This is a genomic window from Roseateles sp., from assembly GCF_049240545.1.
Taxonomy (GTDB): Bacteria; Pseudomonadota; Gammaproteobacteria; order Burkholderiales; family Burkholderiaceae_C; genus Paucibacter_A.
In genome coordinates this window covers 67,242-90,962 of sequence record NZ_JBMLSK010000225.1, presented here as the reverse complement: position 1 = coordinate 90,962, position 23,721 = coordinate 67,242, and the positions used below count along the sequence as shown (strand labels likewise).

Genomic DNA, 23,721 nt, shown 5'->3' with positions numbered 1-23,721 from the left:
TTGAACTGGCGGGTGAAGGCGCTTTGGTCGCTGTAGCCGCATTGCATGGCAATGGCCGCCACGCTCATATCGGGCGCTTCCACCAAGAGGCGGCGGGCCGCGTCCAGGCGTGCTTGCAGCAGCATCTCGCGCGGGCTGAGGTGAAAGATGCGTTGGAACAGATGCTCGACCCGGTCCAGCGTCAGGCCAGCCGCGCGCGCCCAGTCGCCCAGATGCAGCGGCTGGTCAAAGTGACGCCGAATCTGCTCGGCCAGCTCGGCGATTTGGCCGTAGACCGGGTGGCTCTGGTCGGGCCGACCCAGGTCGCGTGAAATGCCGGCCACGCCGAGCACCGCGCCGGGCTGTTTGCCTTGGGGCTCATCGCGCAGCGGTAGTTTGTGGGTCAGGCACCAGCCGGCGCCGCCGTCGGCATAGAGGTGCAGTTCCAGGTGGCGCTGCATGGCCGCGCCGCTGCTGATGACGCTGCGGTCTTGCACCCAGAAGGCTTCGCCCATGGCGCCGGGAAAAATCTCTTTGGAGGTGCGCCCGAGTAGCGCCTGCTTGGAGCGCTGCGCGCTGCGCCGCACCAGGGTCTGGTTGACGCGCAAATAGCGGCCGTCGCGGTCTTTGACGAAAAACACCACGTCGGGCAGCGGGTCGAACAAGGCCTCGACCACGCTCAGCTCGCACAGGCGCAGGGCATCGGTTTGCATGGCGACTTCTTCTTCACTCTTGGGGCAGGGGGAAGGGACAGGTGAACAACAGCGTCAGCGTTTTGACGCTGGGGAGTGCCCGCTGCAGAGCTTGGGGTCGCCGACCCTGCAATTCCGATGCGACTTCGTGAGGCGTTTCAGATTGGCACTGAAATTGAGTATATGTTTAATATATCAGCGCCAGATTGGGGTTTCCCTGGGCCCCATTGGGCCTGTCTTCAGCCCGGTGCTTCAGTGCGCGTGGTCGTGACCGTGCTTGGGTCCATGGCCGTGATCATGACCCTGCTCGTGCCCGTGCCCCGCGGCCTGCTGTGGCGCCTCGCCGCGTAACTCGGCACGGGCTTGGATCAGCACCTGCCAACCGCCGCGTAGGGCCAGGCTGGCCATGATGCCGGCCACCAGCAGGTCGGGCCAGGCGCTGCCGGTACCGAAAACGCCGAGCGCGGCGGCCATCACCGCGAGATTGCCGATGGCGTCATTGCGAGTGCAGAGCCAGACGCTGCGCATATTGGCGTCGCCTTCACGAAACGCATAAAGCAACCAGGCCACCAGCAAATTGGCGGCCAGTGCGGTCAGTCCGATGACCCCCATGGTTGGCGCGTCGGGCGTGACGCCGTGACTCAGGTTCCATACCGCTTTACCGAGCACGAAAACACCAAAGCCCAGCATGGAGACCGCCTTGAGCATGGCAGCGCGGGCGCGCCAGGCGAGTGCGGCCGACAAGACCGCCAGCGAAACCCCGTAGTTCAGTGCATCACCGCCAAAGTCCACCGCGTCGGCAATCAAGGCCAGCGACCCGCTTTGCCCGCCCGCGACCAGCTCGATGACGAACATCGCGGCATTCACCCACAGGGCGATCCAAAGGATGCGCCGGTAGCGCGGCAGATTGGTGATGCTGGAAGCAACAGGTGCCTCGTGGTCGCAGCAGTGAGCGGACATGATGGATGGGCTTGTTGAATGGCGATGGCTAGATTGGAAAGCCTGTAGCCACACCAGAGTCAAGCCGAATGCTTGTCCGTTCAGCGATCCTTTTCTGCTTTGACGGGGGTGATCGCTTCTTTCATCTGCTGCGCCTGCTTTTGTGGCGTGGTGGCAAGCGTGGCCGGGTGCTCTGGATGTGTTTCTGCTGTATGGCAAGCGCAGGCCTCCCCATGGGCGGCGGCGACCAGCTCGGCCAAGATGCCGCAGCCCTGGTCGTCGTGGGCGGCATGTTGACCGTCGCAGCGGGCCTTGAGCGTCACCAGTTGTTGCTCCAGCGCGCGCATGCTGGCCAGGCGAGCGCGCACGCGGGCCAGCTGGGCGTCCACCAAGCTGTCGACGGCGGCGAGTTGTGCGGCATCGCGGCTGTTCAAGCTGCCCAGCAGCAGGCCAATATCGGCCAAGGAGATGTCCAGGGCGCGGCAATGGCGGATGAAGGCCAGCCGCTCCAGATGGGACTGCGCATAGTCCCGGTAACCGTTGTCGCTGCGCGAGGGGCCGGGCATCAAGCCACTCTTCTCGTAGAAGCGGATGGTTTCAATGTCGACGCCGGTGGCGCGACTCAGGGCTCCGATGCGCACGTTGCTGTTCCTGGGTGAGGGTGGCTTCGAGCATAAATCAAGCCCACAAGGCATGACGAATGGCACCCACCGGGTCGAATGGCACTGGTGGGAACCCGAACAAGGCGAGCGGGCCGGGCCGGTCACAATACGCGCCGTAGCCGCCAGAGTCCCCCTCTTGGCGGCTTGTCCTTTGTGGCGGCCCTTTTGGGTACCGGGCACAAAGGCATTCATCCAACAAGTCAGATCATGGAGAGTCGTTTGAACACAATTCAAACTGCGGGTCCTAACACCATCCTCGGCCACCCGAATAGCCTGTTCGTCCTGTTCTTCACAGAAATGTGGGAACGCTTTTCCTATTACGGCATGCGTGCCCTCTTGGTGCTGTTCCTGATCTCGGAAGCGTCCAAGGGCGGCTGGGGTTGGACCCGTGCGGAAGCCGTGTCCTTGTACGGCTGGTACACGATGCTGGTGTATTTCACACCGATTCTGGGCGGCTATATCGCTGACCGCTACCTGGGCACACGCCGCGCGGTGATGTGGGGTGGCTTCATCATCGCAGCGGGTCATGTGTCGCTGTTCTTTGAAACCATTCCCTCCTTCTATCTGGGCCTGGGCTTGGTGATTGCGGGCACGGGCTTGTTCAAGCCGAACATCTCGGCCATCGTGGGCCAGCTCTACAACAAGGACAACGAAGGCGCCCGTGACGGCGGCTACACCTTGTTCTATATGGGTGTGAACGCCGGCGCCTTCTTCGGCATTTCGCTGTGCGGCTATATCGGCGAGAAGGTTTCCTGGAATCTGGGCTTCGGTCTGGCCGGCATCTTCATGGTCCTGGGTGCCTTGCAGTTCTATTTCAGTCAGAGCGCTTTTGGTGATATCGGCCTGGCGCCGACCCGCGACAGCAAAGCCGCTGCCGAACTTGCCGATGACACGCCCGCGAATGTGGTGGCCGATCGCCTGAAGGCCGTCTTCGTGTTCGCCTTTTTCACCATCTTCTTCTGGTTCGCCTTCGAGCAGGCGGGCGGCTCCATGACCATCTTTGCGGCCGACTACACCGACCGCACCCTGGAGGGCACCAGCGGCCTGATCTTCAAGGTCATCAACACCTTGATGACGGTGATCCCGGCAGCAGTCTTGACTTGGTTGCTGTACCAACTGCACCGGACCACCGGCAAGAGCCAATGGCTGGGCAATCTGCTGCTGGTGCTGGCCTTCGCCCTGATCTGGGGCCTGGTGATCTGGATGTTGGGTCGCGAGTTCGGCATGGACCAAAGCGAAGTGCCGGCCACCTGGTTCGGCGTGCTGAACTCCTTCTTCATCGTGATCCTGGCACCTGCGTTTTCCAAGATGTGGGAAAAGCACTGGAACCCGAGCGGCCCGGTCAAGTTCGGTGTTGGCCTGGTGCTGCTGGGCCTGGGCTTTGCCGCCTTGGCTTTCGGTGCGGCGGGCATCCCCTCGGGCGCCAAGACCGCCCAGGTCAGCATGCTCTTCCTGTGCCTGGCCTATCTGCTGCACACCATGGGTGAGCTGTGCTTGTCGCCGGTCGGTCTGTCCTACATCTCCAAGCTGGCACCCGCCCGCTTGCTGGGCCTGATGTTCGGTGTGTGGTTCTTGAACTCGGCCATCGCCAACTTCATCGCCGGCAAGACCGGTGGTTACATCGACTACATCTCCACCACCTATTCGATGTCCACCTTCTTCCTGATCTTCGCCGTCATTCCTGCGGCGGCCGGCCTGGTGCTGATGGCGCTGACGCCTTGGATGAAGAAGAAGATGCACGGCGTGCACTGAGCCTTCTTCAGGCCCCCGACGCACTCCGAAAGGCCCTGCTGCGCAGGGCCTTTTTTCATGGCGATGACCTGACGCTGTGAATTGTTTACAAAGCGCCCGCCCAGGATTCACGGCCCTGGCTGGCCCGTTTTGTCTACCCTTCGCGGGCGTGCTTGGTTTGATGCTTGGTAAGGAGACAGCGTATGCGGCCCACAGCTCTTGCGCCCGAAAACGGCGTGGCGAAACCCGGCCATCCCACCGAAAGACGCCAGGCCGACTCCCTCAGCAGGCATTGGATGAGCTTGGTGCTGGACGAGTTGGACTACGGCGTGCTTTTGCTCAACCCGGCAGGCCGCGTCTTGCATTGCAACTTGCTGGCCCGCCGCGAGTTGGATGAGCGCCATCCGCTCGAACTCAGCGGCAATCAGCTGCGCTGCCGCAAGCCTGAGGATGCGCAAGCCTTGGCCGAGGCGACGCGTGCGGCCGAATCGCAAGGGCGGCGCTGTTTGCTGCGTGTGGGTGAGGGGGAAGCCGCGCTCAATGTGGTGGTGGTGCCTTTGAATCGCGACGTGGCCCAGGCAGCGGTGCTGGTGATTTTGGAGCGACGTGAGCTCTGCGGGGAGCTGGCCACGCAGTGGTTCGCGCTTCAGCATGGGCTGACGAGCTCTGAGACGGCGGTGCTCAAAGCCCTCAGTGCTGGGGTTCGCCCGAGCTATGTCGCCGCCCAGCAGGGCGTGGCGATCTCAACCGTGCGGACTCAGATTCAGAGCATTCGCGCCAAGTCCGGGGCGGAGAGCATCGCCGGCTTGCTGCGCCAGCTGGCCAAGCTGCCCCCCCTAGTTTCAAGTCTGAGAATGGAGCGAAATCCCAGCAGCGTCGCGTTCACGCCACCCTGAGTCATGACTGCTCTCGTACCATCCGCGGTTTTGATCGTGACGCCGATAGGGCGTCTTGAGCCCGAATGGATACCGAAATCCCTGTTGCACTGCTTGCAAGCGACCCTGAACTGGCGGCGCTGCCGACGCCTTTGCGCCTCTTGGCTGAGCGTGGCATTGCCCGCAGCTACCGGCGTGGCACGGTGTTGATTGAAGAGGGCTCGCAGGGCGATTGCCTGTACCTGGTCTTGTCCGGCAGCTTGCGCGTCTATGGCTGTGATGCCCGTGGGCGCGAAGTGACCTACGGCATTTACGGCGCCGGTGAGTACGTCGGTGAAATGAGTTTGGACGGTGGCGTGCGGTCCGCCAGCGTCATCACCGAAGAGCCGGCGCGCTGTGTCATGCTGGCTCGCAGCAGTTTGCTGGCCCATATTGCCGAGTATCCAGAGTTCGCCTTTGAACTGCTGACCAAGGTGATCCGGCGCGCGCGCGCGGCCACCTTGTCGACCAAGCAGCTGGCGCTGAATGATGTCTATGGCCGCTTGCGTGCCCTGTTGGAGACCAGTTCCGAAGCCGGGGCCGAGATTCATTTGACCCATCAGGCCATGGCGCAGCGCCTGGGCTGCTCCAGGGAAATGGTGTCCAAGCTGGTCAAGGACTTGGAGCTTGGTGGCTATTTGACCCGGGTTGCTAACGGCCGATATCAGCGTCTGAAGGCCTTGCCGGCGCGCTGGTAAGGCCAGGAGGGCGGGCTTTTGCCGCTCAACTGCCGCGCCGCACCGGCAAGGGCGGCGCGACTGGGAAGCGTTGGCTGGGCTTGTCGGCGCGTTCAAAAATGCCTTGGACCTTGGGCAAGCTGGCTTGAATGTCCTGGATGCGCGTCTTGCCAGCTGGGTGGGTGGACAGCCATTGCGGTGGCGCCCCCTTGGAAGCGGCACCCATCTTCTCCCACAGGCTGACACCCGCCGACGGGTCATAGCCGGCCCGGGCGGCCAACTCCATGCCGACCAGATCGGCCTCGCTCTCGTCTTCGCGGCTGAAGGTCAGCGTGAGCAATTGCCCGCCCATATTCAGGACCGCGTCGCCCACATTGCCCAGACCCAGCAAGCTGGACAAAGCACCGGCGCCCAAGCGGGTGGCATTGGTTTTGGCCAAGCGCTCACGGGCGTGCTCGCGCAAGGCGTGGGCGACTTCGTGGCCCATGATGGTGGCGACCTCGTCATCGTTCAGTTTGAGTTTTTCCAAGATGCCGTAAAAGAAGGCAATCTTGCCGCCCGGCATGCAAAAGGCGTTCAGCTGCTCGTCGGCAATCAGGTTGACCTCCCAGCGCCATTGCTTGGCGCGCGGGTTCCAGGGCAGTGACTGCGGAACGATGCGCTCGGCGATGCTGCGCAGCCGGATCAGCTGCGGATGCCGGGCCGGTGCCAGCGCACCTTGTTGCTGGGCTTTTTGCATCATGGCTTGGTAGTTCTGGGCGCCGGAGCGTTCAATGCCCTCCGGCGATACGAATTGGGCCAGCATGCTGCCCTTGCCCACTTCGACGCCTTCGCGGGCCCAAGCCGGTGTCATCGCGGGCGTCAAGGCGGCCGCGCCCAACAAGCCGGTAAAAAGCCGACGCGAGGGCCTGAAGCCGCCCGCGCCCGTCTCAAGGCAGCAAGCGCAGCGGCCAAAGCCACCGGGGTAGCCGGGGTTTGAGGCATCGGCGGCAGCGGCGCAGGGATATTCGAGAAGATCTGAAGGCATGGCGAGAATTGACGCACTACAAAAGACGTTGATCGCTATTCTGAAGCCAGACGATGAACGCCGCTCTGGGGAGGCGAGCGATGCCCCCGCCAGCTGCGCTCTTTTTGGCTTTGGCTGACAATGCACCATGCCGAATTCTTCCGCCCCCACCCAGCCCGCGGCGTCTGCTCTGGACAGTCAGCGTTTTCGCCAAGCCTTGGGCATGTTTGCCACCGGCGTGACCATCGTGACCGCACGGGCATCCGATGGCAGCCTGGTCGGTCTGACGGCCAACTCCTTCAATTCGGTGTCGCTCAATCCCCAGCTGGTCTTGTGGAGCCTGGGTCAGAAGGCCGGCTCCATGCCGGTGTTCAGCCGGGGCTCGCACTACGCCATCAATATCTTGGCCGCTGATCAGAAAGAACTGGCTCAGCGTTTTGCGACCCGCGATATTGATCGCTTTGCCGGCGTGGCTTGGCAAGAAGGTGCGGGCGGCGCGCCGGTCTTGGACGGCGTGGCCGCGGTGTTCGAGTGCGCCAACCGCAGCCAATACGAAGAAGGCGACCATGTCATTTTTGTGGGCGAGGTGGAAGCCTGCAGCTGGCGCGAGGGTGCTCAACCCTTGATCTTTCATGGTGGGCGGTACTACACCGAACTGCCGCTGTAAGCCGCTGGAAATCACCCGGCAAGACCTGACCCCATGATGGGGCTGGATGCGATGCGCCGTGCATTGCATCTTGCTTGCACTTCGATAAGATGCGCCAGTCCAAGGATCGCTGAGAGGTCCTTGTGGGGCCCAGATCGATTCAGCGGAGGGGCGGGTGATGTCTGGAAGAAAGCTGCTTCGGGCGGTCTTGTTTTTGCTGTTCAGCGCACCTGTCCTGGCGCAGCCGCAGCCCCAGGTGATCAAGCCCGGCGTGCCGAGTGGCCCGGCCAACCGATTGCCTGCCCTCACGGTGCACCTCGTTTCCGAGGAGAGCCCTTTTGTCTACGCACAAGGCGGCAAGGTGGCAGGCCCAGCCACCGACATCCTTGAACGGGTGATGGAGGATGCTGGCATCGCGGCCTATGACTTCAAGATCTACCCTTGGGCACGAGCCTATGACTTGGCGCTCAAACAGCCCAATGTGCTGATCTATCTGATTGCCCGAACGCCAGAGCGAGAAGCCCGGTTCAAGTGGGTGGGGGAGTTGACTCGCTTGGATATTGACTTCTACCGTTTGAAGTCCCGCCCCGAGATCCAGCTTCGCAGTCTGGCCGAGGCCAGGCAGTACAAGGTGGGGGTGGTGCGAGATGACGTCAGGCATCAGTACCTCAGCTTGCAAGGTTTCAACAAGTTGTTGGTGGAGTCACGCTTAGCCGACAACTTGCGGCAGCTGTTGGGCGGTCGCGTGGATTTGGTGGCTTTGACGGAAGCGGACTACGTCAATTTGTGCAAGCATGAGTTTGCCGAGTGCGCGCAGTTGGAGCGGGTGTATCGGCTGGAGGATCTGTCGACCTCCTTGCAGGCCGCCTTCAGCGTGAGCACCCCGGATGAGGTGGTGGAGCGGGTGCGCCAGAGCTTCGACAAGTTGAAGGCACGGGGCAAGATCAAGCTCTGAGCACTGTGCGGCCGGTACGAGCAAACGGGAGGCGGTGATGAATGCAGTTCAGTGGCGGGAGGCTGGTCATGCAAGTCCTTAGGCGCGACTTGCTGCTGGCTGGCTTGGGTCTGGCCGCGGCGCCCAGCATGGCGGTGCCCTCCTTGCGCATCTTGACGGAAGAAGCGCCACCCTTCAATTACAGCGAGAACGGTATCGCGCAGGGCTTGTGTACCGAATTGGTGCAAGCGGTGCTGCGGGAGTTGCAGATCAGCGCCCCGATCGAGTTTTTGCCTTGGGCACGGGCCTATGACGTGGCGCAGCACAGCGGCAATGTGTTGATCTACTCGATTGCGCGGACCGAGCAGCGCGAGCATTTGTTCAAATGGGTCGGCCTGTTGACGCAGACGGAGTACAGCCTGTTTGCCTTGGCGAAGCGCGCCTTGAAACTGAATCAACTCTCGGATGCCTTGCAATTGCAAACGGCGACGGTGAACGCCGATGTCGCCGAGCAGTTTTTGGAAGAACGCGGTTTTGTGCGAGGGCGGCATCTGCAGTCGGGCTCACGCAATGAACTGAATCTGGAGAAGCTCAGGCTGGGCCGTGTGGACCTGTGGATCACCGCCGATGTGATGGCGCGTTATTTGGCCCGCCAGACCGGCCAGGATTTCAATCGCTTGCTGGTCAAGGCCTTGGCCTTGCCTGAGTTGAACGTGTCGTACTACATGGCCTTTGGACCGGCGACACCCGATGAGCGGGTCGCCTTGTTCCGGCGCGGCTTGGAGGCCATCAAGAAGAGCGGCCAGTACGAGCTGATTCGCCGCAAATGGCATGGCGCTCGCGACGCTTCCGAGGCTGTCTCGTCCTGATGCGTGCAGCCCCTGGATTCCCATGTTGAAGCGATTAGCCCGTCACAACCAGTCCCTGGGCGCTCGCATGGTGATGGCCACCCTGGCTTTTTGCCTGCTTTTCACCTTTGCGGCGGTGGGCGTGCACACCTGGTTGGCCTGGCAAAGCGGCCTGGCCGCCATGACCGCCGAGCTGGAGCTGATTGAAAAGGTGTACCAAAGCACCTTGCGCAAAGCCGTGTGGGACATGGATCGGGATTCCATCCAGACCCATCTGAGCAGCGTGAGCAATGTGCGCTCGATCGGCCATATCGAAGTCAAGATCAAGGCCACCAATCGCCCTGCGGAGGTGGTTCAGTTCACCCGCCCCGGTTGGGAGGGGGCTGGCCGCGCGCCCTCGCGCTCGCTGCCTTTGACCTATCAGGCCTTCCCGGACGCGCAGATCGAGCTGCTGGGTGAATTGCGCTTGATCGGGGATGAGCGTGAGCTTTGGGCCTCGCTACGCTCATCGGTGCAGGCCATTGTGTTCACCCAGTTGCTGCAGTCCTTGCTGCTGGCGGGCTTCATCATGTTTTTGTTCAGCCGGGCGGTCACCGTGCATGTGCGCCGGATTGCCATGCACCTGGGCCAATTGCGCCCCGAAGAAAGGAGTGAACAATTGGAGCTGAACCGTTCCTCCAAGAATCGGGATGAACTGGCCATGCTGGTCGGGGGCGTCAATCACCTGCAGGACCGCTTGAGCGACTATGTGCTGCAAAAGCAGCGTTATGAAAACGAGCTGGCGGAACACCGTGACCATCTGGCCGACGCGGTACGCGAACGAACTGCCGAGCTTTCTACCGCCAACCAAGCCTTGGCGCAGTCGGCCGATGTGCTGCGCCAGATTGGCGATATCGGCAAGGAGCTGACGACCAGCCTCGACGTGTACGCCATCTGTGTGGCCCTGCACCGCCATTTGCGCGAGCTCCTGCCGCTGGACTCGTTTGGCGTGGCCATGCTGGGCGCGCGGGGTGATCGTCTGGACCTGATCTATTACGTCGAAGACGACAAGCTGGCACCGCCTTCCAGCTTTATGTTGACCGACAGGCGCTGGCTGAGCGTGCGCACCTTTCTGGAAGATCGCGAGCTGGTGATTGCCGACGAGGCCGCCGAGTCGCCGACGCCGGAAGGCATCGTGCCTTCGGCACCCATGCTGTCGGCCCTGTTGCGCCCGCTGGTGGCCAATGGGCGGCGCATCGGTGTGGTGGTGTGCCAGAGCCACAAATCGCAAGCCTTCCACGAGCGTGAGTTGGAGATCTTGCGCTCCACGGCAGCTTACGCGGCGATCGCTTTGGCCAATGCCTCGGCCTATGCCAGTGTTGAAGCCTCGCGCGGCCAAGCGGCGCGGGCCTTGGAAGACTTGAAGCAAGCGCAAGGGCAGTTGATCCAGTCCGAGAAGATGGCCGCCCTGGGCCAGTTGGTGGCTGGCGTGGCCCATGAGATCAACACGCCGATTGGTGCCGTCAAGTCCAGCGGCCGCAATATCGCCGATGCCTTGCGCCACACGCTGGAACAGTTGCCGCAGGTCTTGCAGTTGCTGAACGAGGACGAGCAAGGTCGCTTCGTTGCGCTGATCGCCCGCGTCAACCAGCCGCATGGCATGCTGAGCTCGAGTGAGGAGCGGGCTCAAGCCCGCGCTCTGAGTCAGCGCTTGCAGGACGCCGGCATCGAGGGGGCTCGCCACAAGGCCGGTCTGTTGGTGCAGCTTCGGGCGCAGGACAATTTGGAGGAGATGCTGCCGCTGCTGCGCCATCCCCAGGTGGAGCTGATCCTGGACACCGCGCACAGCATGGCCACCATTGCCAGCAATACCGAGAACATCAATTTGGCGGTGGAGCGGGTGGCCAAGATCATCTTTGCGCTCAAGTCTTACTCGCGCTTCGACCAGTCGGAGGAACTGGTGGACGCCGACCTGCGCGAAGGCCTGGAGACGGTGCTGACCATCTACCAAAGCAAGCTGCGTGGCGGCATCGAGTTGGTGCGCAAGTACCAAGACCTGCCGCGCATTCCCTGCTTGCCCGACGAACTCAACCAAGTCTGGACCAATTTGATCCACAACGCCTTGCAGGCCATGCAGTACAAGGGTGTGCTGGAGATCCGCCTCGAACGTGAGGGGCAGCATGCCATTGTCAGCATCCGTGACAGCGGCTGCGGCATCCCGCCAGAGCTGATGGGTCGCATCTTCGACCCCTTCTTCACCACCAAGCCGGTGGGCGAGGGCAGCGGGCTCGGCCTGGACATCGTCAAGAAAATTGTCGAGAAACATCGCGGCCGCATCGAGTTGCACAGCGAGGTCGGCGTTGGCAGTTGTTTCTCGGTTTACTTGCCCCTCGAAGCCGGCCGGCGCGCCGGCGACCCGATCACGGTGTTTTGAGTCGAAACGCTGCGGGCGATTCATCAGTACCAGACCAAACAAGGCTTGGATTTGCAGCGCCTAATGACCCGGAACTGCCCTTGCTACCCTTGGCTTGCCGCCAAGGCCGAGCGGCGCGACCCATGCGGGAAGACCCTGCTCCAAAAACCCGCGAAATCCCCGGGGCCGGGTGTGCGCGAGGCGGGTGTGCGAACGTAATATACGCACGGGCTCAGCAAGCGGTCCAAACTCGCAAAGGCAGGGGGGTCCTGGCACCCCGGCAGCCTGGCAAGCCCATCCGACTCAAGGGAGAGTTTCTGATGCAAGGCCTATTGCTGTGCGTGGATGATGAGTTGATGGTGTTGAATGCGCTGAGGGATCAGTTGCACAAGGCCTATGGCAAGCAACACCTGATCGAGATTGCCGAGAGTGCGGAGGAAGGCTTAGAGATTCTGGACGAGCTCAGCGAACAGGGTCTGGTGCCCTTGGTCGTGATTTCTGACTTTCAGATGCCCGGCATGAAGGGCGATGAGTTTCTCATCCAGGCGCGCCTTCGCTTTCCCTCTGTAGTCACGGTGATGTTGTCGGGTCAGGTCAGTACCGCAGCCATCGAACGCATGCATCGGCAGGCTTGCTTGCACAGCCTCATGGGCAAGCCGTGGGATGCGCAGGCCTTGCTGGCTAATATTGACTCCGGCTTGGAAAAGCTCGCCCTGCTCAGGCCGCTGCCAGATCGCTGCTGAGCCGGACCTCAAGAGCGATTTCTGGAATCAGCTTTCAGGAGGACAAGCAAGATGGCCAATGAGGTGATTTTGTGCGTTGACGACGACAGCGGGGTGCTGACCTCGCTGCGCTCCTTGCTCGGCAAGAACCTGCAGCATGGGCAGCTGATCGAGATTGCAGAAAGCGGGCCTGAGGCCTTGGGCCTGCTCGACGAAATGGAGCGCGAAGGGCAGCACCTGGCCTTGATCATTGCCGACTACATCATGCCCGGCATGAAGGGCGACGAGCTGCTGGTGCGGGTGCATCAACGCATGCCCGAGGCGCAGACCATCATGCTCACCGGGCAAAGCAATCTGGAAGGCGTCAAGCGCGCCATCAATGAAGCGAGGCTGTTTCGCTTTCTGGAGAAGCCCTGGCATAACGAAGATGTGCTGCTGACGGTGAATGCGGCTCTGCACACCTTTCATCTCAATGCCGAGTTGCAGCGCCATGTGCGCGAGCTCAAGCGCATCAATGAGGATCTGGAGACAACCATCAGCTTGCGCACCCAGGAGCTGGTGGAGAAGAACAAGGAGCTTGAGCAGCTGTCCGTCACCGATCGGCTGACCAAGCTCTACAACCGCCTGTTTCTGGATCGGGTGCTGGAGCGCGAGTTCGCCGCAGCGGGGCGCAAGGCGCGCAGCTTTGCGCTGATTTTGTTGGACATTGACCGGTTCAAACGCTTCAACGACACCTACGGCCACCATGTCGGCGATCAGGTCTTGGTCAGCCTCGCCTTGCTGCTGCAGCAACGCGTCAGGGCCAGCGATGTGGCCGGCCGCTGGGGGGGCGAGGAGTTCCTGATCATCTGCCCGGATACCGATTTGGCCGGTGCCCAGCAGATGGCCGAGAGCCTGCGGCAGCATATTGCAACGCATGGCTTCCCCCACGTCGGTGAATGCACCGCGAGTTTTGGCGTGGCCGCCTACCTGCCGGGTGACACCATTGCCGCGGTCGAGGCCCGCGCCGACAAGGCCCTGTATGCCGCCAAACAAGGCGGTCGCAACCGCGTGGTGGTCGGCGGGCGGGCCAGCGATTAGCACCCGTCAAGGTTCAGCGTTCGCAAGCCCAAGGCCAGCGCCCGGGTGAAGGGAGCCACCGCCCGGACACCGCTGCTGCGCATGTACAGCCTTGTCGGCCATTGCCATTGCCATTGCCACGGCAAATGCGACAGCGCTGTCATGATTTGTCGCATTTTGTCGCACACGCGGAAGGCGGACTCGCAGACACTCGGCGCGGGGCTGAAGGGGACCCGGGATCGCGCTGTGACGTGAAGCGGCGCTCCGGGGATTTTCTGGGTCGAAGGCAGGCCGGCAGGCACATCAAGCCCCAAAAGACCTCATACCTTGCTCGGGGAGAACATGATGATGAAGATGAAGAACACGCCATTGACTAAAAAGTCTTGGAAGACCGCCGCGCTGCTGGGTGCCTGGGTGATGATGGTGGGCGCGGCGCAAGCCGGCCCGGTGACCCCTAAGCTCGTGAGCGTCAGCGGCGGCCTGGGGGTGCTCGATACCAGCACCGGGCTGGAATGGGTTCAGGACTGGAACCTCGCCAAGACCAGCGGCTACGACAGCAATGGCCGGATGACTTGGAGCGAGTCCGTCGCATGGATCGCCAAGCTCAACGCCGACAACTACGCCGGTCACAGCGATTGGCGCCTGGCCAACACCGACACCACTGCCTCGTCGAACTGCTCCAATAACTCCAACCCCGGCGGTGGCTTCGCTCAGCAATACTACGGATACGGCTGCACCGGCAGTGAAATGGGTCATTTGTTCTACGAAGCACTGGGCGGCAAGCAGGGTCAGAGCATCCTGAATTCAGCCGGGGATAGCCAAGCAGAAATGGACAATTTGAAGCTGTTCAAAAACGTGCAGTCCAACCTCTACTGGTCCGGTACGGAGTACGCGCCGAATTCAAGCAGCGCGTGGTACTTCGATACCTTCGACGGCTTCCAGAGCAACTTCGACAAGCTCAATAGTTTGTACGCGCTGGCTGTGCGCCCCGGAGATGTGGCCGCCGCGGTGCCGGAGCCACAAACACTGGCCTTGACGCTGCTGGCCTTGACCGGCGCGCTGTTGGCACGGCGTCGGCGGGCACTTTGAGGCTTTGACGCTTCGAGCCCTTCGGGTCTTTGGAGGGGTTTGAGTCTGCCGAGGCGCCGCTGCGCGCGCGCTTCTGGCCGTGGCGGCCGCTTGCAAAGTGCCTGGAGCAGAAATCCAATCGCTGCGCCGCCGCGCTCATGCTGCCCGGGTCGGCGCTGACGAGCCGGCCCCCCTCGCGGCTCACTGCGTTCAAACAAGTGGCTCCAAGTCAGAGCTTGATGCGCGCTGCGCGCGCCTGACCCGCTGCGCTGCGCGCTCGGCCGCGCACAAATAGTTGCCCGTCGGCGGGCCGAGTCAAATCGAAGCCGGGGCTTGCGGCGGTGGGCGAGGGCCCGAGCTGCCCTGTCTCACGCGCAAAGCTCGAAGCTCAACTCCGGGCACCCTGCCGCACCCGGCGCAAGACCGGACCGGAGATGTCTTCGGCTGGACTGGGTCGCTGCGCCTGGCTCTGCAGCCGTCGCTCGGCCTGGCTGCGCCCGCCATAGCCCCAGGCATGGGCCGGGACTTGCTGCACGACGGTGTAGCTGGTCGGGTGCACCGGGCCCAGCGCGGCTTCCATGGCCTGGTGAACCCCGGCCAGAAAGTCGGCGATCTGCGCTTCGCTATTGGTGCCGGCCGTCACTTGGATTTCCAACTGATAGCTGGCGCGGGTGTCAGCGGCCAAAGAACGCGCGCCGATGAACCAATGCGTGGCCGGGAGCAGGCTGAAGCGCACGGCCGTGAGCAGCGGGTCTTTGCTCAGATGCAGGGCCGTTAAGTCGGTCAGCAAAACGGCCAGTTGCCGCAAATCGGGTTCATGACCGGCGGCAGGGCAGAGGCTGAGGTGCAGATGGGGCATGGCGGGAACTCCTGAAGCAAAAGGGTGGGGCGGTGCGGTGAATCAATGCAGGTTCAGAAACAGGCGCGGCGCAGGCACCAGGCGGCAAGGCCCTGTGCCCAACGGACAGCCGGGTTTGGCCGCAGCTGGCTCTCGTTCCCGAGGGGGCTGCTTCGGAGGCGATGGCTGGAGGGCGTTTGCATAAAGAGGGTCCTTCCGGGCGGTGGCTTTGTGCTTGGTCTGCATGGTATGTTTGCGAAAACGCACAAACAATGGCTTGCTTTGCAATATGAGTCTGCAAAAAAGCACAACGAATCAGAGCGAGATTTCCCCAGAGCGCGGCGTCGATCCGGGCTTCAACTGGGACGATCTGCGCTATGCCTTGGCGATTGCCGAGGCGGGTTCGCTCAATGGCGCGGCCAAGGCGCTGGGGGTGCAGCACACCACGGTCTTGCGGCGGCTGGACGCCTTGGAGCAGCGCCTTGGCGCGCGTTTGTTTGAGCGCTTGCGCCAGGGCTACACGCCCACCGGGGCCGGTGAGTTGATGGCGGCGCAGGCGCGCCAGATGCGCCCGGCCATTGCCGAGATGCAGCGCCGTATCCTGGGCCGCGACCTGGAGCTGCACGGCAGTTTGCGTTTAACGACCGCCTTCATCGCCTCCTTGTATCTTTTGCCCGAGGCCTTGGCGGCGTTCCGGCGCAGCCACCCCGGCATCGAGGTGGAGGTGCATGAGAACTCCCATCTGGTCGATATGTCGCGGCGCGATGCCGATGTGGCGCTGCGCATGAACCGGGTGGTGCCGGAGCATCTGGTGGGGCGGCAGGTGGGCGAGGTGCGCATGCGGGTCTACGCCCGACGCGGCGCGCCGGGCCTGCCGCAAACGGTGCAGCCTATCGAGAACTTGTGCGCCCATTACCCCTGGATCGGCTTTGACCGCGAGCGCCGCACGCGTTTCTTTGACCGCTGGATGCTGGACCATGTGGCGGATGAGCGCATCGTCATGCGCATCGACCTGCTGCACCCCGCCGTGGCCATGGCCCGCACCGGCGTGGCGTTGGCCTTGCTGCCGACCTTGATTGAGGGCCATGAGCCCGATCTGTTGCCGGTGTCCGAGGTTTTGAACGAGGTCAGCACCCCGGTCTGGCTCTTGACCCACCCGGATCTGCGGCAGACCGCGCGGGTGCGCGCCTTCATGCAGGAGGTGGGCAGCCATTTGCAAGCTACTTTGGCCGCAGCACCTTGAAGAGCGCGCCCTCGGGCCACATGCAGGGATGGACAAGGAGCTGTTTATGTTGATCACCTGCCCGCACTGCCTGACCAAGAACCGCGTCCCCGACGAGCGCGCCGGCCAAGACCCGGTGTGCGGCAAATGCGGCCAAGCCTTGCTCAGCGGCGGGGTGCTGGAGTTGAACGATGGCAACTTCGATTCGGTGGTGAACGGGACCGAGTTGCCGGTGCTGGTCTACTTCTGGGCGCCTTGGTGCGGCCCTTGCCGGCAGATGGCGCCGCAGTTTGCGCTGGCTGCCCAGCAACTGAAGGGTCAGGTCTTGCTGGTCAAGGTCAACAGCGACGAGAGCCCGAATCTGTCCAGCCGCTTCGGGATTCGCAGCATCCCGACGCTGATCCAGCTGCAAGCAGGGCGCGAAGTCCAGCGCATGTCCGGCGTGCTGCAGGCGGCGCAAATCATGGGCTGCTTGCGCTGAGCTCCCTGGGCGCGCGACTGCAGCCGACAAGGCCCTGTATGCCGCCAAACAAGGCGGCCGCAAGCGCGTGGTGGTCGGTGGGCGGGCTAGCGATGAGCAGCCGCCAAGGCTTGGCGTTCGCAACCTCAAGGCCTGGAAATTGTTGTTAGGCCTGTACGGCCTTGTCTGCCCATGCGTGTCCTACCACTGGCAACCCTTGTTGCCACCCCGTACCGCATCAAGGGCCAAGGGCACCGCGGCCAAGAGACCCAATTGTTCGCCATAGGCCTTGCGGCAATCGGCGCGCTTGGCTTCTTCCATGCTTTCGCTGAGCTTGGACTTGCGTTCCGGCGGCTGCGGCATCAAGGGCAGGACGCCTCGCGAGCCTTGGGCGGACAACTCGCCACCGCGTGGCCGAGGGAGTTGCAGGTTCAAGGGCTTGACCTCGGGCGAGGCCGAGGCGGGCGTGGCCACATCTCGGCCCAAGCGCGGCCCCGCGTCGGGTGCGCCCAAACGAGGCCGGGTTCCGCCGGCTTCCATCAAGTTGACGGCAGCAGCCTTTGGGGCGCTCGTTTCGCTCTCCGCGCTGGCTTGAACCTTGGTCGGCGCGGCGCTTGTCGCGGTGTTTGATGCCGGCGTTGGCGCAAGCTCGGGCATGGTCGGAGCTGCAGCAAGGGCGGCTGACGCAGCAGGTTCAACGGCCTTGGCCGTCACAGCACTGGGCGCAGAGGGGGGCTGCACAGGTCCCGCAGCCGGAATCTCGGGCGCTTGGGCCAAGGGCTCGGTCGGTATATGGGGCAAGGGCTGCAGCTTGGAGACAGCGGCCGTTCGGTGGGCCGGCAGGCGGGCGGCGGGCAAGTCCAGCGGAGGCGTCAAGGTGGGAGGAGGCACCGCGGAAGGGTCACGCTTGGCGATGGCCGGCAGGCGTTCACCCAGTGCCAGCGGCCGAGGCGGCTGCGCCTCGAGTCTGCGTGCGATGACAGGCGCTGGGCGAAGCTCGGCCAAAGACTTCGGCGCCTCTGGCATCGGCAAATCTTCAAGACGACGCAGCACCGGCGGCAAGCTGGGTAAGGCCGTGGGCGCCAAAGCGGTGGCAGCATCGGTCACGGTGCTGGGCAGCGCAGGGACTCGACCGAGCGGATCGCTGGGTGGGCGGTTTTTGAGCCTAGAACTCGCCGGCAACTCACGCCCCGGCGGCGCGCTCAGCACTGCGGTGTTGCGCATGGGCTCGGCCAGGGCGGCCAAAGGGGGCAAGGTGTCCGCGTCGGGTGCGCGCAATTCGGGCAGCTTGAATGGATCTGGGGCTGGGGTTGGATCTGTGGCGGCGATGGCCGGCGGCGCGACATCGGCGGCTGGCGCGGCGTCCGTTGCTGCTGGCGAGACGCGGTCCAGCGCATCGGTCGCCTCGCCGGGCTCGGGGACGCGGCTGGCCCACTCGCCCTCGCGAGCGGCACCGGGCGTCATGGGCAAAGGCTGCGGCGCTTCGGCCGGCCTGACGACGCCCCCATGACGCTCTTGCCTGCCTTTGCCCACCGGCCCCTGCTGCCGCTGCGCGGGCGCGGCTTGCGGGCGCACCGCGTTCTGATCGCCTGTTCCACCGGTCAAGGTCACATTGAGGCGGCCCCCAACCCCGTCGCCGGGCCGGGCGGTGCCGCCGGGCGCGGTGCCAACCCACAGCAGCAGCAAGGCGTGCAGCAACACCGCCAGCAGCAGGCACTGGCTGAGCTTCTCGGCCTGCGGGGCTTGCGGCATGGCGGGCGACAAGGCGGACGGCCAAAGGCGCGCCGCGAGGGAACGCGGAGTCAGCACGGTTGGGCAGTCATCATCAATGAGCGAAAGACCATGGGCAGAAGGCAAGGAAAACACGGCGCAGTCAAGCCCGGCACCTGCTGCGCAGTCTAATGGCCGGCGCCATACTGGCCGATGAAACATGCGCTCAAAATTGCGGGTATGAAGGCTCCACGGATCTGCTGAATCGATTCATGACCGAATCCTTGTTCGGGCCACCGGCCCCCATTGAATTTGCCCCGGGCGCGTGGCTGCTGCCCGGCTTGGCCCTTAGCGCTGAAGCGGCGTTGTTGGCTGCAGTGGAGGCCGTGCTGGCGCAGGCACCGTTGCGCCAGATGCAAACACCGGGCGGCCAGACCATGCAGGTGGCGATGAGCAATTGCGGGCCGCTGGGTTGGGTGTCCAGCCGCGCCGGCTATCGCTACCAGGCGGTGGACCCGCTGAGCGGGCAAGCCTGGCCGGCCATGCCGCCCGAGCTGAAGACGCTGGCCCGGCACGCCGCCGAGCTAGCGCATTATGAAAACTTTGAGCCCGACGCCTGCCTGATCAACCGCTACCTTCCGGGCAGCAAGCTGAGCCTGCACCAAGACCGCGACGAGCGCGACTACAGCCAGCCGATTGTGTCGGTCTCACTGGGCCTGCCGGCGGTGTTCTTGTTCGGCGGCTTGCAGCGCGCCGACAAAACCCTGCGCCTGCTGCTGACGCATGGCGATGTGTTGGTCTGGGGTGGGCCGTCCCGGCTGCGCTTTCATGGCGTGATGCCGGTGGCCGAGGGGCAGCATCCTAAGCTGGGCGAGCGGCGCATCAATCTGACCTTCAGACGCGCCGGCTGAATCGAAAAGACGAGGACAAGTACAGGAGACTCTCGCAAGAGTGCTACTTGTCGCCCCTCAGCCCCACAAACTTGGTTTTGGGGCGCGAGGCCATGCCCACGCTGAGCTGAAAGCCGCCCAGGTCCTGTGGCCCCAACTGCGCCAAGGCCTCCAGCAAGGAGGCCCGAGTCAGCGGTGCCTTGGCCTGGCGCAAGCCTTCGACCATGATGCGTGCCGCGATATAGCCTTCCAGACTGATCGAATCGAACTGTTTGTCGCCCGCCTGCCGCATAGCGCTCTGATAGGCCGCCACCACGGGCAGTGAGGCGTCGCTTGCATCGGGCACGACTTGCGCAATCGTCACCCCGCTCAGGCTCTTGCCCAGGGCCTCGCGCAAAGGCTCCAAGCCCGGGAATGACAGGGTGTAGAAAGGGCCTCGATAGTTCAAATGGCGCGCTGCCTTCACAAAGGCCGCACAAGTGCGGTAAGAGCTGACCATGAAGACCGCGTCGGCCTTGGATTTGTGCACCAACTCGGTCGCAACATCGGCCACGCTCTCGGTATTGCGCTTGACGGTGGCGTTGGCCAGGACCTGGATGCCCTGCTCCGCAGCCGAAATCCGGATGGCTTCCAGACCTGAACGGCCAAACATATCGGCCTGGACCAGCACATTGACCGACCGCACACCCGCCGCCTTCATGGCCTGCACCAGCTTGCGCCCTTCATCGGCATAGCTGGCCCGGACATTGAAGACATAGGGGCTGGGCGGCTCGCGCAGCACGTCAGACCCGGTGTAGGCGCCAACAAAAGCGATTTTTGCCCGCCGCACATAGGGCAAGGCGACAAAACTGGTGGGCGTGCCGACGTAGCCGAACAGCGCCAGCGTGCGTGGGTCGTCGATCAACAAGCGCGTGTTGGTTTCGGCTTGTTCGGACTCATAGGCATCGTCCAGCAGGGTCAAGGCGATCATCGAACCTGCCACACCACCTTGTTTGTTGATGTGGGCAAAGTAGGCCTGGGCACCGGCATGAAAGCGCAGCCCCAGTAGGGCCGCCGGGCCGCTGAGTGCGGCGGACGCTCCTAAATGAATGACCGATGCCGCACTGCTGCCGCCGCCGCTGCCACCGCTGCTGACTGAGCCTTCAAATTCAGACGCCGCCCGCGCGCGCGTGCCTAGCGCCAGGCAAGCGGGCAACAGCATGAACAAGAGAGCGGGTCGGTGGCGCCTCAGCATCGGGTAGTCGTGTCGTTCGGCGAGTGGCCTTGGGTGATGTCGCCTGCAGTCTACGCCCAAGTAGCCCCAACGCTATCAGCGGGGGCCAGGTCTTGCCACCGCCCGAACCAAGCAGCGCCTCAGGGGCCACCAAGCGGGAGTCAGACCTTCACCCGATGGGGCATCAGGCCGCAGCACGTGCCAGAATGAGGAGATGAAGGGTGGGCATGGCGCCAACACCTCTTGCACTGGTTTGAATACAGACTTGACCGCCTGAAGCAAATGACGATACGACTGCACACCCTGCTGATTCTGGTGCCTCTTTGGGCCAGCAGCAGCCATGCGGCACCGATGCCAAAGTATTTGGGAGTCGAGCACTTTGAAAAATGCCTGCTGACGCAGGAGCAGGGCAGTTTTCGCTCCTGGTGCATGCCGGCACGCCAGCCTTCCTCTTGCCCAGGCGCGAGTTGGTACCAGTTGAAGCGCCTGGCGGCACAAGAACAAGTGCCTGATTGCCAAAGCCACCGCACTGATCCTGCAGCATCCGCAGCATCGGCAGCCACTTCGCTCACGCCAGCGCCAGCACCAGCACCATCACCAGCAGCCCCACGTTGAACGAGGCGGACTAGGCGGCTCTTTGCTGCCGCGCCGCGACTTTGGCCTTCACATCATCGGGCGACCAGAACAGCCATTGCCGCTCGTTCATGTGTTCGCGGATGGCCTCGCTCTGGCCCTGGTTGACCTTGCCGGCGACCATGCCTAGCTTCACAGAAGTCTCTGCATTGGCCATGCCCAGCGCGATCAAGTCCTGCTTCAAGCGGCTCAGCACGATCTGGCGATAGCGCTCTGAGGTGAAGAGCTTGAACCGGCCGGCCGGCACCTCATGCACTTCTTGCAGTTGCGCCAGCTTGGCGCCGGGCGAGTCGAGATAGGCCTTGACATCCAGCGCCAAGACCTCGTTGCGACCCAAGTGATAGGCGAGCATGTCTATCTCCGGGCGCGGGCTGGACTGCTTGCCGATCTGCTTCTTTTCTTCCTGCGTCACGTTCACCTTGAACGATCGGCGCACCCAGAAGCCCTCTTCTTCCAGCAGCGTGGCCACGATGTTTTCAAACTTCTCGATCATCATCATTGTTTGTATTCCTGAATCATCCGGCAGCTCACAGCGCCGAGGCCTCGCATGAGCGGGTGCCAGGCGAGCCGGTATTCTCGACGAAGCGCCGCGACAAGATGGGCTATGGTGTCCAGGTGGCGCAGCAAGAGCAGCGTTGCACATCCGCGTAAACATCGACACAAAGAAATGCAGTGAGGGCAATGGCAATGGGGCTTGGCATCGAAGAGTTGGCGGCCTATTGGGTCTTGGGCGCCGGGACGGGTGTGCTGGCCGGGTTGCTGGGGGTGGGCGGCGGCATCGTCATCGTGCCGATGTTGGTATGGATCTTCAGCGCCCTGCCTTGGGGCGAGGTCCACTACGCCAGCATTGCGCATCTGGCCCTGGGTACCTCCTTGGCCAGCATTGTGTTCACCTCCATCTCCAGCGTGCGCGCCCACCACCGGCGTGGTGCGGTCGATTGGGACTTGGTCAAACGCCTGAGCCCGGCGCTGTTGGCCGGCACCTTGGGTGGCACCTGGGTGGCCAGCCAGATGTCCACGCCGCTGCTGAAGATCGTGTTTGTGGTGTTCGCCTTTTATGTGGGCTTGCAGATGCTGTTCAATCTGAAACCCTCGGCCGGCCGCGAACTACCCGGCTTCTGGGGCTTGAGCAGCGTGGGCGCAGGCATTGGCCTGTTCTCCAGTTTGGTCGGGATTGGCGGCGGCTCCGTCTCGGTCCCTTTCATGACCTGGTGCCGGGTGCCGCTGCACCGGGCGATTGCCACCTCGGCGGCCTTGGGCTTTCCGATCGCCTTGGCGGGCGCTGCGGGCTTTATCCTCAACGGCCTGCACTTTGAGCAAAGCGGCGGCCAAGCCTTGCCCGCCCCCCATCTGGGCTATGTCTATCTGCCGGCGCTGGCCGGCGTTGCTCTGGGCTCCGTTTTGACCGCCCCCTTGGGAGCCAAGCTGGCCCATGCGCTGCCGGTGGCCCGGCTGAAACAGTGCTTTGCGCTGCTGCTGCTCTTGCTCGGCACGCGCATGTTGTGGAGCCTGTGGGCCTGAGCCGCTCAAGCGGTGCCGTCGGACTCCAAGCCCTCTTGGGCTGCACTCAGCACGGCGCGGGTCAATCGCTCCAGCATGGGCAGCGCCAGCCTTGGCGTTTGCCAGTACAGGGGCAAAAGCAAAGCAGCATCGGGCCGCAGCAATTGCAAGCGCCCCTCGGCCAAGTCCTGAGCTACCGCAGCGGCCGGGTTCATGCCCCAACCCAGGCCCGCACAGGCCGCATCGACAAAGGCCTGGCTGGACGGCAACCAATGGGTGGGCATGGCAGGCGCAGCCGCCCAATGCTGCTCGACCCAGCGGGCTTGTAAGCGATCTTGGCGATTGAAGCAAAGGCAAGGAGCGGCGGCCAAGGCCTGCGGCGTCACGCCATCCGGGAAGTAACGCTGGATGAAAGCAGGGCTGGCGGTCGCCACATAGCGCATGGACCCCAAGGGCAGGCTGCGGCAGCCCTGCACCGCCTCGGCCAAGTCGGTCACCGCCGCCAAGACTTCGCCGCTGCGGAGTCGTTCGGCGGTGTGGGCTTGGTCCTCCAAACTCAAGTCCAGCAAGGCCGATTCGGACGCTGCGAAAGCCGCGATCGCGGGGACAAACCAGGTCGCCAGGCTGTCGGCATTGACCGCCAAGCGCAAGGTGATGCGCCCCATGCCATCTGGCGCCAAGGCCGGCATTTGGGTCAGCAGGTCTTGCTCCAGCATGCCCACCTGCTCAACATGGCGACACAGCAGTCGGCCCGCTTCGGTGGGCTCACAGGGCGGGCCGCGCACTACCAGCACCTGTCCCAAGCGCTGCTCCAGCAGCTTGATGCGCTGCGATACCGCCGATGGCGAGACATGCAGAGCCCGCGCGGCGCGCTCAAAACTGCGTTCGCGCACCACCGCGGCCAGGGCCGCCAGAAGGGAGTAATCGAGCATCCGAAACGGTCCATCCAGGAGGAGAAACTTCAAGCGATTCAGACATGCTTCATT

The 23,721-nt window shown here is 63.4% G+C and carries 23 protein-coding genes; 14 read left to right on the top strand and 9 right to left on the bottom strand.

The window, feature by feature from the left end; all coding sequences use genetic code 11:
• From ACOVRJ_RS16190 to ACOVRJ_RS16180, 3 genes are all read right to left on the bottom strand, one after another.
• Positions 1-692 (bottom strand): helix-turn-helix domain-containing protein (locus ACOVRJ_RS16190; protein WP_422044866.1); only part of this gene is annotated, 692 nt, incomplete at its 3' end.
• Positions 693-923: 231 nt separating this feature from the next.
• Positions 924-1,631, bottom strand: a complete 708-nt coding sequence (locus ACOVRJ_RS16185) for a cation transporter (protein WP_422044865.1) — start codon at positions 1,629-1,631, stop codon at positions 924-926.
• An 80-nt stretch (positions 1,632-1,711) separates the two neighbouring features.
• Complete coding sequence (locus ACOVRJ_RS16180) at positions 1,712-2,251, bottom strand: Cd(II)/Pb(II)-responsive transcriptional regulator (protein WP_422044864.1); 540 nt, start codon at positions 2,249-2,251, stop codon at positions 1,712-1,714.
• Between the two features lie 240 nt (positions 2,252-2,491).
• Here ACOVRJ_RS16180 and ACOVRJ_RS16175 point away from each other — a divergent pair, with 240 nt between their 5' ends.
• The 3 genes from ACOVRJ_RS16175 (at position 2,492) to ACOVRJ_RS16165 (ending at position 5,615) form a co-directional block, all read left to right on the top strand.
• Positions 2,492-4,024 carry a peptide MFS transporter gene (locus tag ACOVRJ_RS16175; protein ID WP_422044863.1) on the top strand — a complete coding sequence of 511 codons (1,533 nt, stop codon included), beginning with the start codon at positions 2,492-2,494 and terminating at the stop codon, positions 4,022-4,024.
• Between the two features lie 182 nt (positions 4,025-4,206).
• Positions 4,207-4,899: a helix-turn-helix transcriptional regulator gene (locus ACOVRJ_RS16170; RefSeq protein WP_422044862.1), complete on the top strand. Its 693-nt coding sequence runs from the start codon at positions 4,207-4,209 to the stop codon at positions 4,897-4,899.
• A 65-nt stretch (positions 4,900-4,964) separates the two neighbouring features.
• Positions 4,965-5,615, top strand: a complete 651-nt coding sequence (locus tag ACOVRJ_RS16165; protein ID WP_422044861.1) for a Crp/Fnr family transcriptional regulator — start codon at positions 4,965-4,967, stop codon at positions 5,613-5,615.
• Positions 5,616-5,640: 25 nt separating this feature from the next.
• Here the strand turns inward: ACOVRJ_RS16165 and ACOVRJ_RS16160 are convergent, their stop codons facing one another.
• Complete coding sequence (locus tag ACOVRJ_RS16160; RefSeq protein ID WP_422044860.1) at positions 5,641-6,621, bottom strand: M48 family metallopeptidase; 981 nt, start codon at positions 6,619-6,621, stop codon at positions 5,641-5,643.
• 127 nt (positions 6,622-6,748) lie between these two features.
• On the opposite strand from ACOVRJ_RS16160, the gene ACOVRJ_RS16155 reads away from it, so the two are divergent.
• The 7 genes from ACOVRJ_RS16155 (at position 6,749) to ACOVRJ_RS16125 (ending at position 14,290) form a co-directional block, all read left to right on the top strand.
• Positions 6,749-7,267 (top strand): flavin reductase family protein, encoded by a 519-nt coding sequence (locus tag ACOVRJ_RS16155; protein ID WP_422044859.1) that lies wholly within the window; start codon positions 6,749-6,751, stop codon positions 7,265-7,267.
• Between the two features lie 157 nt (positions 7,268-7,424).
• The gene (locus tag ACOVRJ_RS16150; RefSeq protein ID WP_422044858.1) at positions 7,425-8,201 is read left to right on the top strand and encodes a substrate-binding periplasmic protein; all 777 of its coding nucleotides are present in this window, start codon (positions 7,425-7,427) and stop codon (positions 8,199-8,201) included.
• 68 nt (positions 8,202-8,269) lie between these two features.
• Complete coding sequence (locus ACOVRJ_RS16145) at positions 8,270-9,049, top strand: substrate-binding periplasmic protein (protein WP_422044857.1); 780 nt, start codon at positions 8,270-8,272, stop codon at positions 9,047-9,049.
• Between the two features lie 22 nt (positions 9,050-9,071).
• Positions 9,072-11,441 carry an ATP-binding protein gene (locus ACOVRJ_RS16140; RefSeq protein WP_422044856.1) on the top strand — a complete coding sequence of 790 codons (2,370 nt, stop codon included), beginning with the start codon at positions 9,072-9,074 and terminating at the stop codon, positions 11,439-11,441.
• Positions 11,442-11,740: 299 nt separating this feature from the next.
• Positions 11,741-12,163: a response regulator gene (locus tag ACOVRJ_RS16135; RefSeq protein WP_422044855.1), complete on the top strand. Its 423-nt coding sequence runs from the start codon at positions 11,741-11,743 to the stop codon at positions 12,161-12,163.
• Positions 12,164-12,214: 51 nt separating this feature from the next.
• Positions 12,215-13,222, top strand: a complete 1,008-nt coding sequence (locus ACOVRJ_RS16130) for a GGDEF domain-containing response regulator (protein ID WP_422044854.1) — start codon at positions 12,215-12,217, stop codon at positions 13,220-13,222.
• 324 nt (positions 13,223-13,546) lie between these two features.
• Positions 13,547-14,290, top strand: coding sequence for a DUF1566 domain-containing protein (locus tag ACOVRJ_RS16125; protein ID WP_422044853.1), 744 nt, complete (start codon positions 13,547-13,549; stop codon positions 14,288-14,290).
• 367 nt (positions 14,291-14,657) lie between these two features.
• Here the strand turns inward: ACOVRJ_RS16125 and ACOVRJ_RS16120 are convergent, their stop codons facing one another.
• On the bottom strand, positions 14,658-15,128 hold the full coding sequence (locus ACOVRJ_RS16120; protein ID WP_422044852.1) for a tautomerase family protein: 471 nt from the start codon (positions 15,126-15,128) through the stop codon (positions 14,658-14,660).
• Positions 15,129-15,396: 268 nt separating this feature from the next.
• Here ACOVRJ_RS16120 and ACOVRJ_RS16115 point away from each other — a divergent pair, with 268 nt between their 5' ends.
• On the top strand, positions 15,397-16,350 hold the full coding sequence (locus tag ACOVRJ_RS16115; protein ID WP_422044851.1) for a LysR family transcriptional regulator: 954 nt from the start codon (positions 15,397-15,399) through the stop codon (positions 16,348-16,350).
• A gap of 46 nt (positions 16,351-16,396) precedes the next feature.
• Positions 16,397-16,810: a thioredoxin TrxC gene (gene trxC, locus ACOVRJ_RS16110; protein ID WP_422044850.1), complete on the top strand. Its 414-nt coding sequence runs from the start codon at positions 16,397-16,399 to the stop codon at positions 16,808-16,810.
• 180 nt (positions 16,811-16,990) lie between these two features.
• Here the strand turns inward: trxC and ACOVRJ_RS16105 are convergent, their stop codons facing one another.
• Positions 16,991-18,598: a hypothetical protein gene (locus tag ACOVRJ_RS16105; protein WP_422044849.1), complete on the bottom strand. Its 1,608-nt coding sequence runs from the start codon at positions 18,596-18,598 to the stop codon at positions 16,991-16,993.
• A 173-nt stretch (positions 18,599-18,771) separates the two neighbouring features.
• On the opposite strand from ACOVRJ_RS16105, the gene alkB reads away from it, so the two are divergent.
• A complete protein-coding gene (gene alkB / locus ACOVRJ_RS16100) occupies positions 18,772-19,410 on the top strand; it encodes a DNA oxidative demethylase AlkB (protein WP_422044848.1) in 639 nt (212 codons plus the stop codon).
• Positions 19,411-19,453: 43 nt separating this feature from the next.
• Here alkB and ACOVRJ_RS16095 read toward each other — a convergent pair whose 3' ends face one another.
• Entirely contained in the window at positions 19,454-20,590 is a 1,137-nt protein-coding gene (locus tag ACOVRJ_RS16095; RefSeq protein ID WP_422044847.1) for an ABC transporter substrate-binding protein, read from the bottom strand.
• A 637-nt stretch (positions 20,591-21,227) separates the two neighbouring features.
• Complete coding sequence (locus ACOVRJ_RS16090) at positions 21,228-21,734, bottom strand: hypothetical protein (RefSeq protein ID WP_422044846.1); 507 nt, start codon at positions 21,732-21,734, stop codon at positions 21,228-21,230.
• 182 nt (positions 21,735-21,916) lie between these two features.
• On the opposite strand from ACOVRJ_RS16090, the gene ACOVRJ_RS16085 reads away from it, so the two are divergent.
• Positions 21,917-22,756, top strand: coding sequence for a sulfite exporter TauE/SafE family protein (locus ACOVRJ_RS16085; protein ID WP_422044845.1), 840 nt, complete (start codon positions 21,917-21,919; stop codon positions 22,754-22,756).
• Positions 22,757-22,761: 5 nt separating this feature from the next.
• On the opposite strand, the gene ACOVRJ_RS16080 is transcribed toward ACOVRJ_RS16085, so the two are convergent.
• On the bottom strand, positions 22,762-23,667 hold the full coding sequence (locus ACOVRJ_RS16080) for a LysR family transcriptional regulator ArgP (protein WP_422044870.1): 906 nt from the start codon (positions 23,665-23,667) through the stop codon (positions 22,762-22,764).
• Between the last annotated feature and the right edge of the window lie 54 nt (positions 23,668-23,721).

Excerpts from the sequence above, each read along its gene's own strand:
- ACOVRJ_RS16185 (WP_422044865.1), bottom strand. The coding sequence starts at position 1,631 with ATGTCCGCTCACTGCTGCGACCACGAGGCACCTGTTGCTTCCAGCATC.
- ACOVRJ_RS16170 (WP_422044862.1), top strand. The coding sequence starts at position 4,207 with ATGCGGCCCACAGCTCTTGCGCCCGAAAACGGCGTGGCGAAACCCGGC.
- ACOVRJ_RS16165 (WP_422044861.1), top strand. The coding sequence starts at position 4,965 with ATGGATACCGAAATCCCTGTTGCACTGCTTGCAAGCGACCCTGAACTG.
- ACOVRJ_RS16160 (WP_422044860.1), bottom strand. The coding sequence starts at position 6,621 with ATGCCTTCAGATCTTCTCGAATATCCCTGCGCCGCTGCCGCCGATGCC.
- ACOVRJ_RS16155 (WP_422044859.1), top strand. The coding sequence starts at position 6,749 with ATGCCGAATTCTTCCGCCCCCACCCAGCCCGCGGCGTCTGCTCTGGAC.
- ACOVRJ_RS16150 (WP_422044858.1), top strand. The coding sequence starts at position 7,425 with ATGTCTGGAAGAAAGCTGCTTCGGGCGGTCTTGTTTTTGCTGTTCAGC.
- ACOVRJ_RS16145 (WP_422044857.1), top strand. The coding sequence starts at position 8,270 with ATGCAAGTCCTTAGGCGCGACTTGCTGCTGGCTGGCTTGGGTCTGGCC.
- ACOVRJ_RS16140 (WP_422044856.1), top strand. The coding sequence starts at position 9,072 with ATGTTGAAGCGATTAGCCCGTCACAACCAGTCCCTGGGCGCTCGCATG.
- ACOVRJ_RS16135 (WP_422044855.1), top strand. The coding sequence starts at position 11,741 with ATGCAAGGCCTATTGCTGTGCGTGGATGATGAGTTGATGGTGTTGAAT.
- ACOVRJ_RS16130 (WP_422044854.1), top strand. The coding sequence starts at position 12,215 with ATGGCCAATGAGGTGATTTTGTGCGTTGACGACGACAGCGGGGTGCTG.
- ACOVRJ_RS16125 (WP_422044853.1), top strand. The coding sequence starts at position 13,547 with ATGATGAAGATGAAGAACACGCCATTGACTAAAAAGTCTTGGAAGACC.
- ACOVRJ_RS16120 (WP_422044852.1), bottom strand. The coding sequence starts at position 15,128 with ATGCCCCATCTGCACCTCAGCCTCTGCCCTGCCGCCGGTCATGAACCC.
- ACOVRJ_RS16115 (WP_422044851.1), top strand. The coding sequence starts at position 15,397 with ATGAGTCTGCAAAAAAGCACAACGAATCAGAGCGAGATTTCCCCAGAG.
- trxC (WP_422044850.1), top strand. The coding sequence starts at position 16,397 with ATGTTGATCACCTGCCCGCACTGCCTGACCAAGAACCGCGTCCCCGAC.
- alkB (WP_422044848.1), top strand. The coding sequence starts at position 18,772 with ATGACCGAATCCTTGTTCGGGCCACCGGCCCCCATTGAATTTGCCCCG.
- ACOVRJ_RS16095 (WP_422044847.1), bottom strand. The coding sequence starts at position 20,590 with ATGCTGTTGCCCGCTTGCCTGGCGCTAGGCACGCGCGCGCGGGCGGCG.
- ACOVRJ_RS16090 (WP_422044846.1), bottom strand. The coding sequence starts at position 21,734 with ATGATGATGATCGAGAAGTTTGAAAACATCGTGGCCACGCTGCTGGAA.
- ACOVRJ_RS16085 (WP_422044845.1), top strand. The coding sequence starts at position 21,917 with ATGGCAATGGGGCTTGGCATCGAAGAGTTGGCGGCCTATTGGGTCTTG.
- ACOVRJ_RS16080 (WP_422044870.1), bottom strand. The coding sequence starts at position 23,667 with ATGCTCGATTACTCCCTTCTGGCGGCCCTGGCCGCGGTGGTGCGCGAA.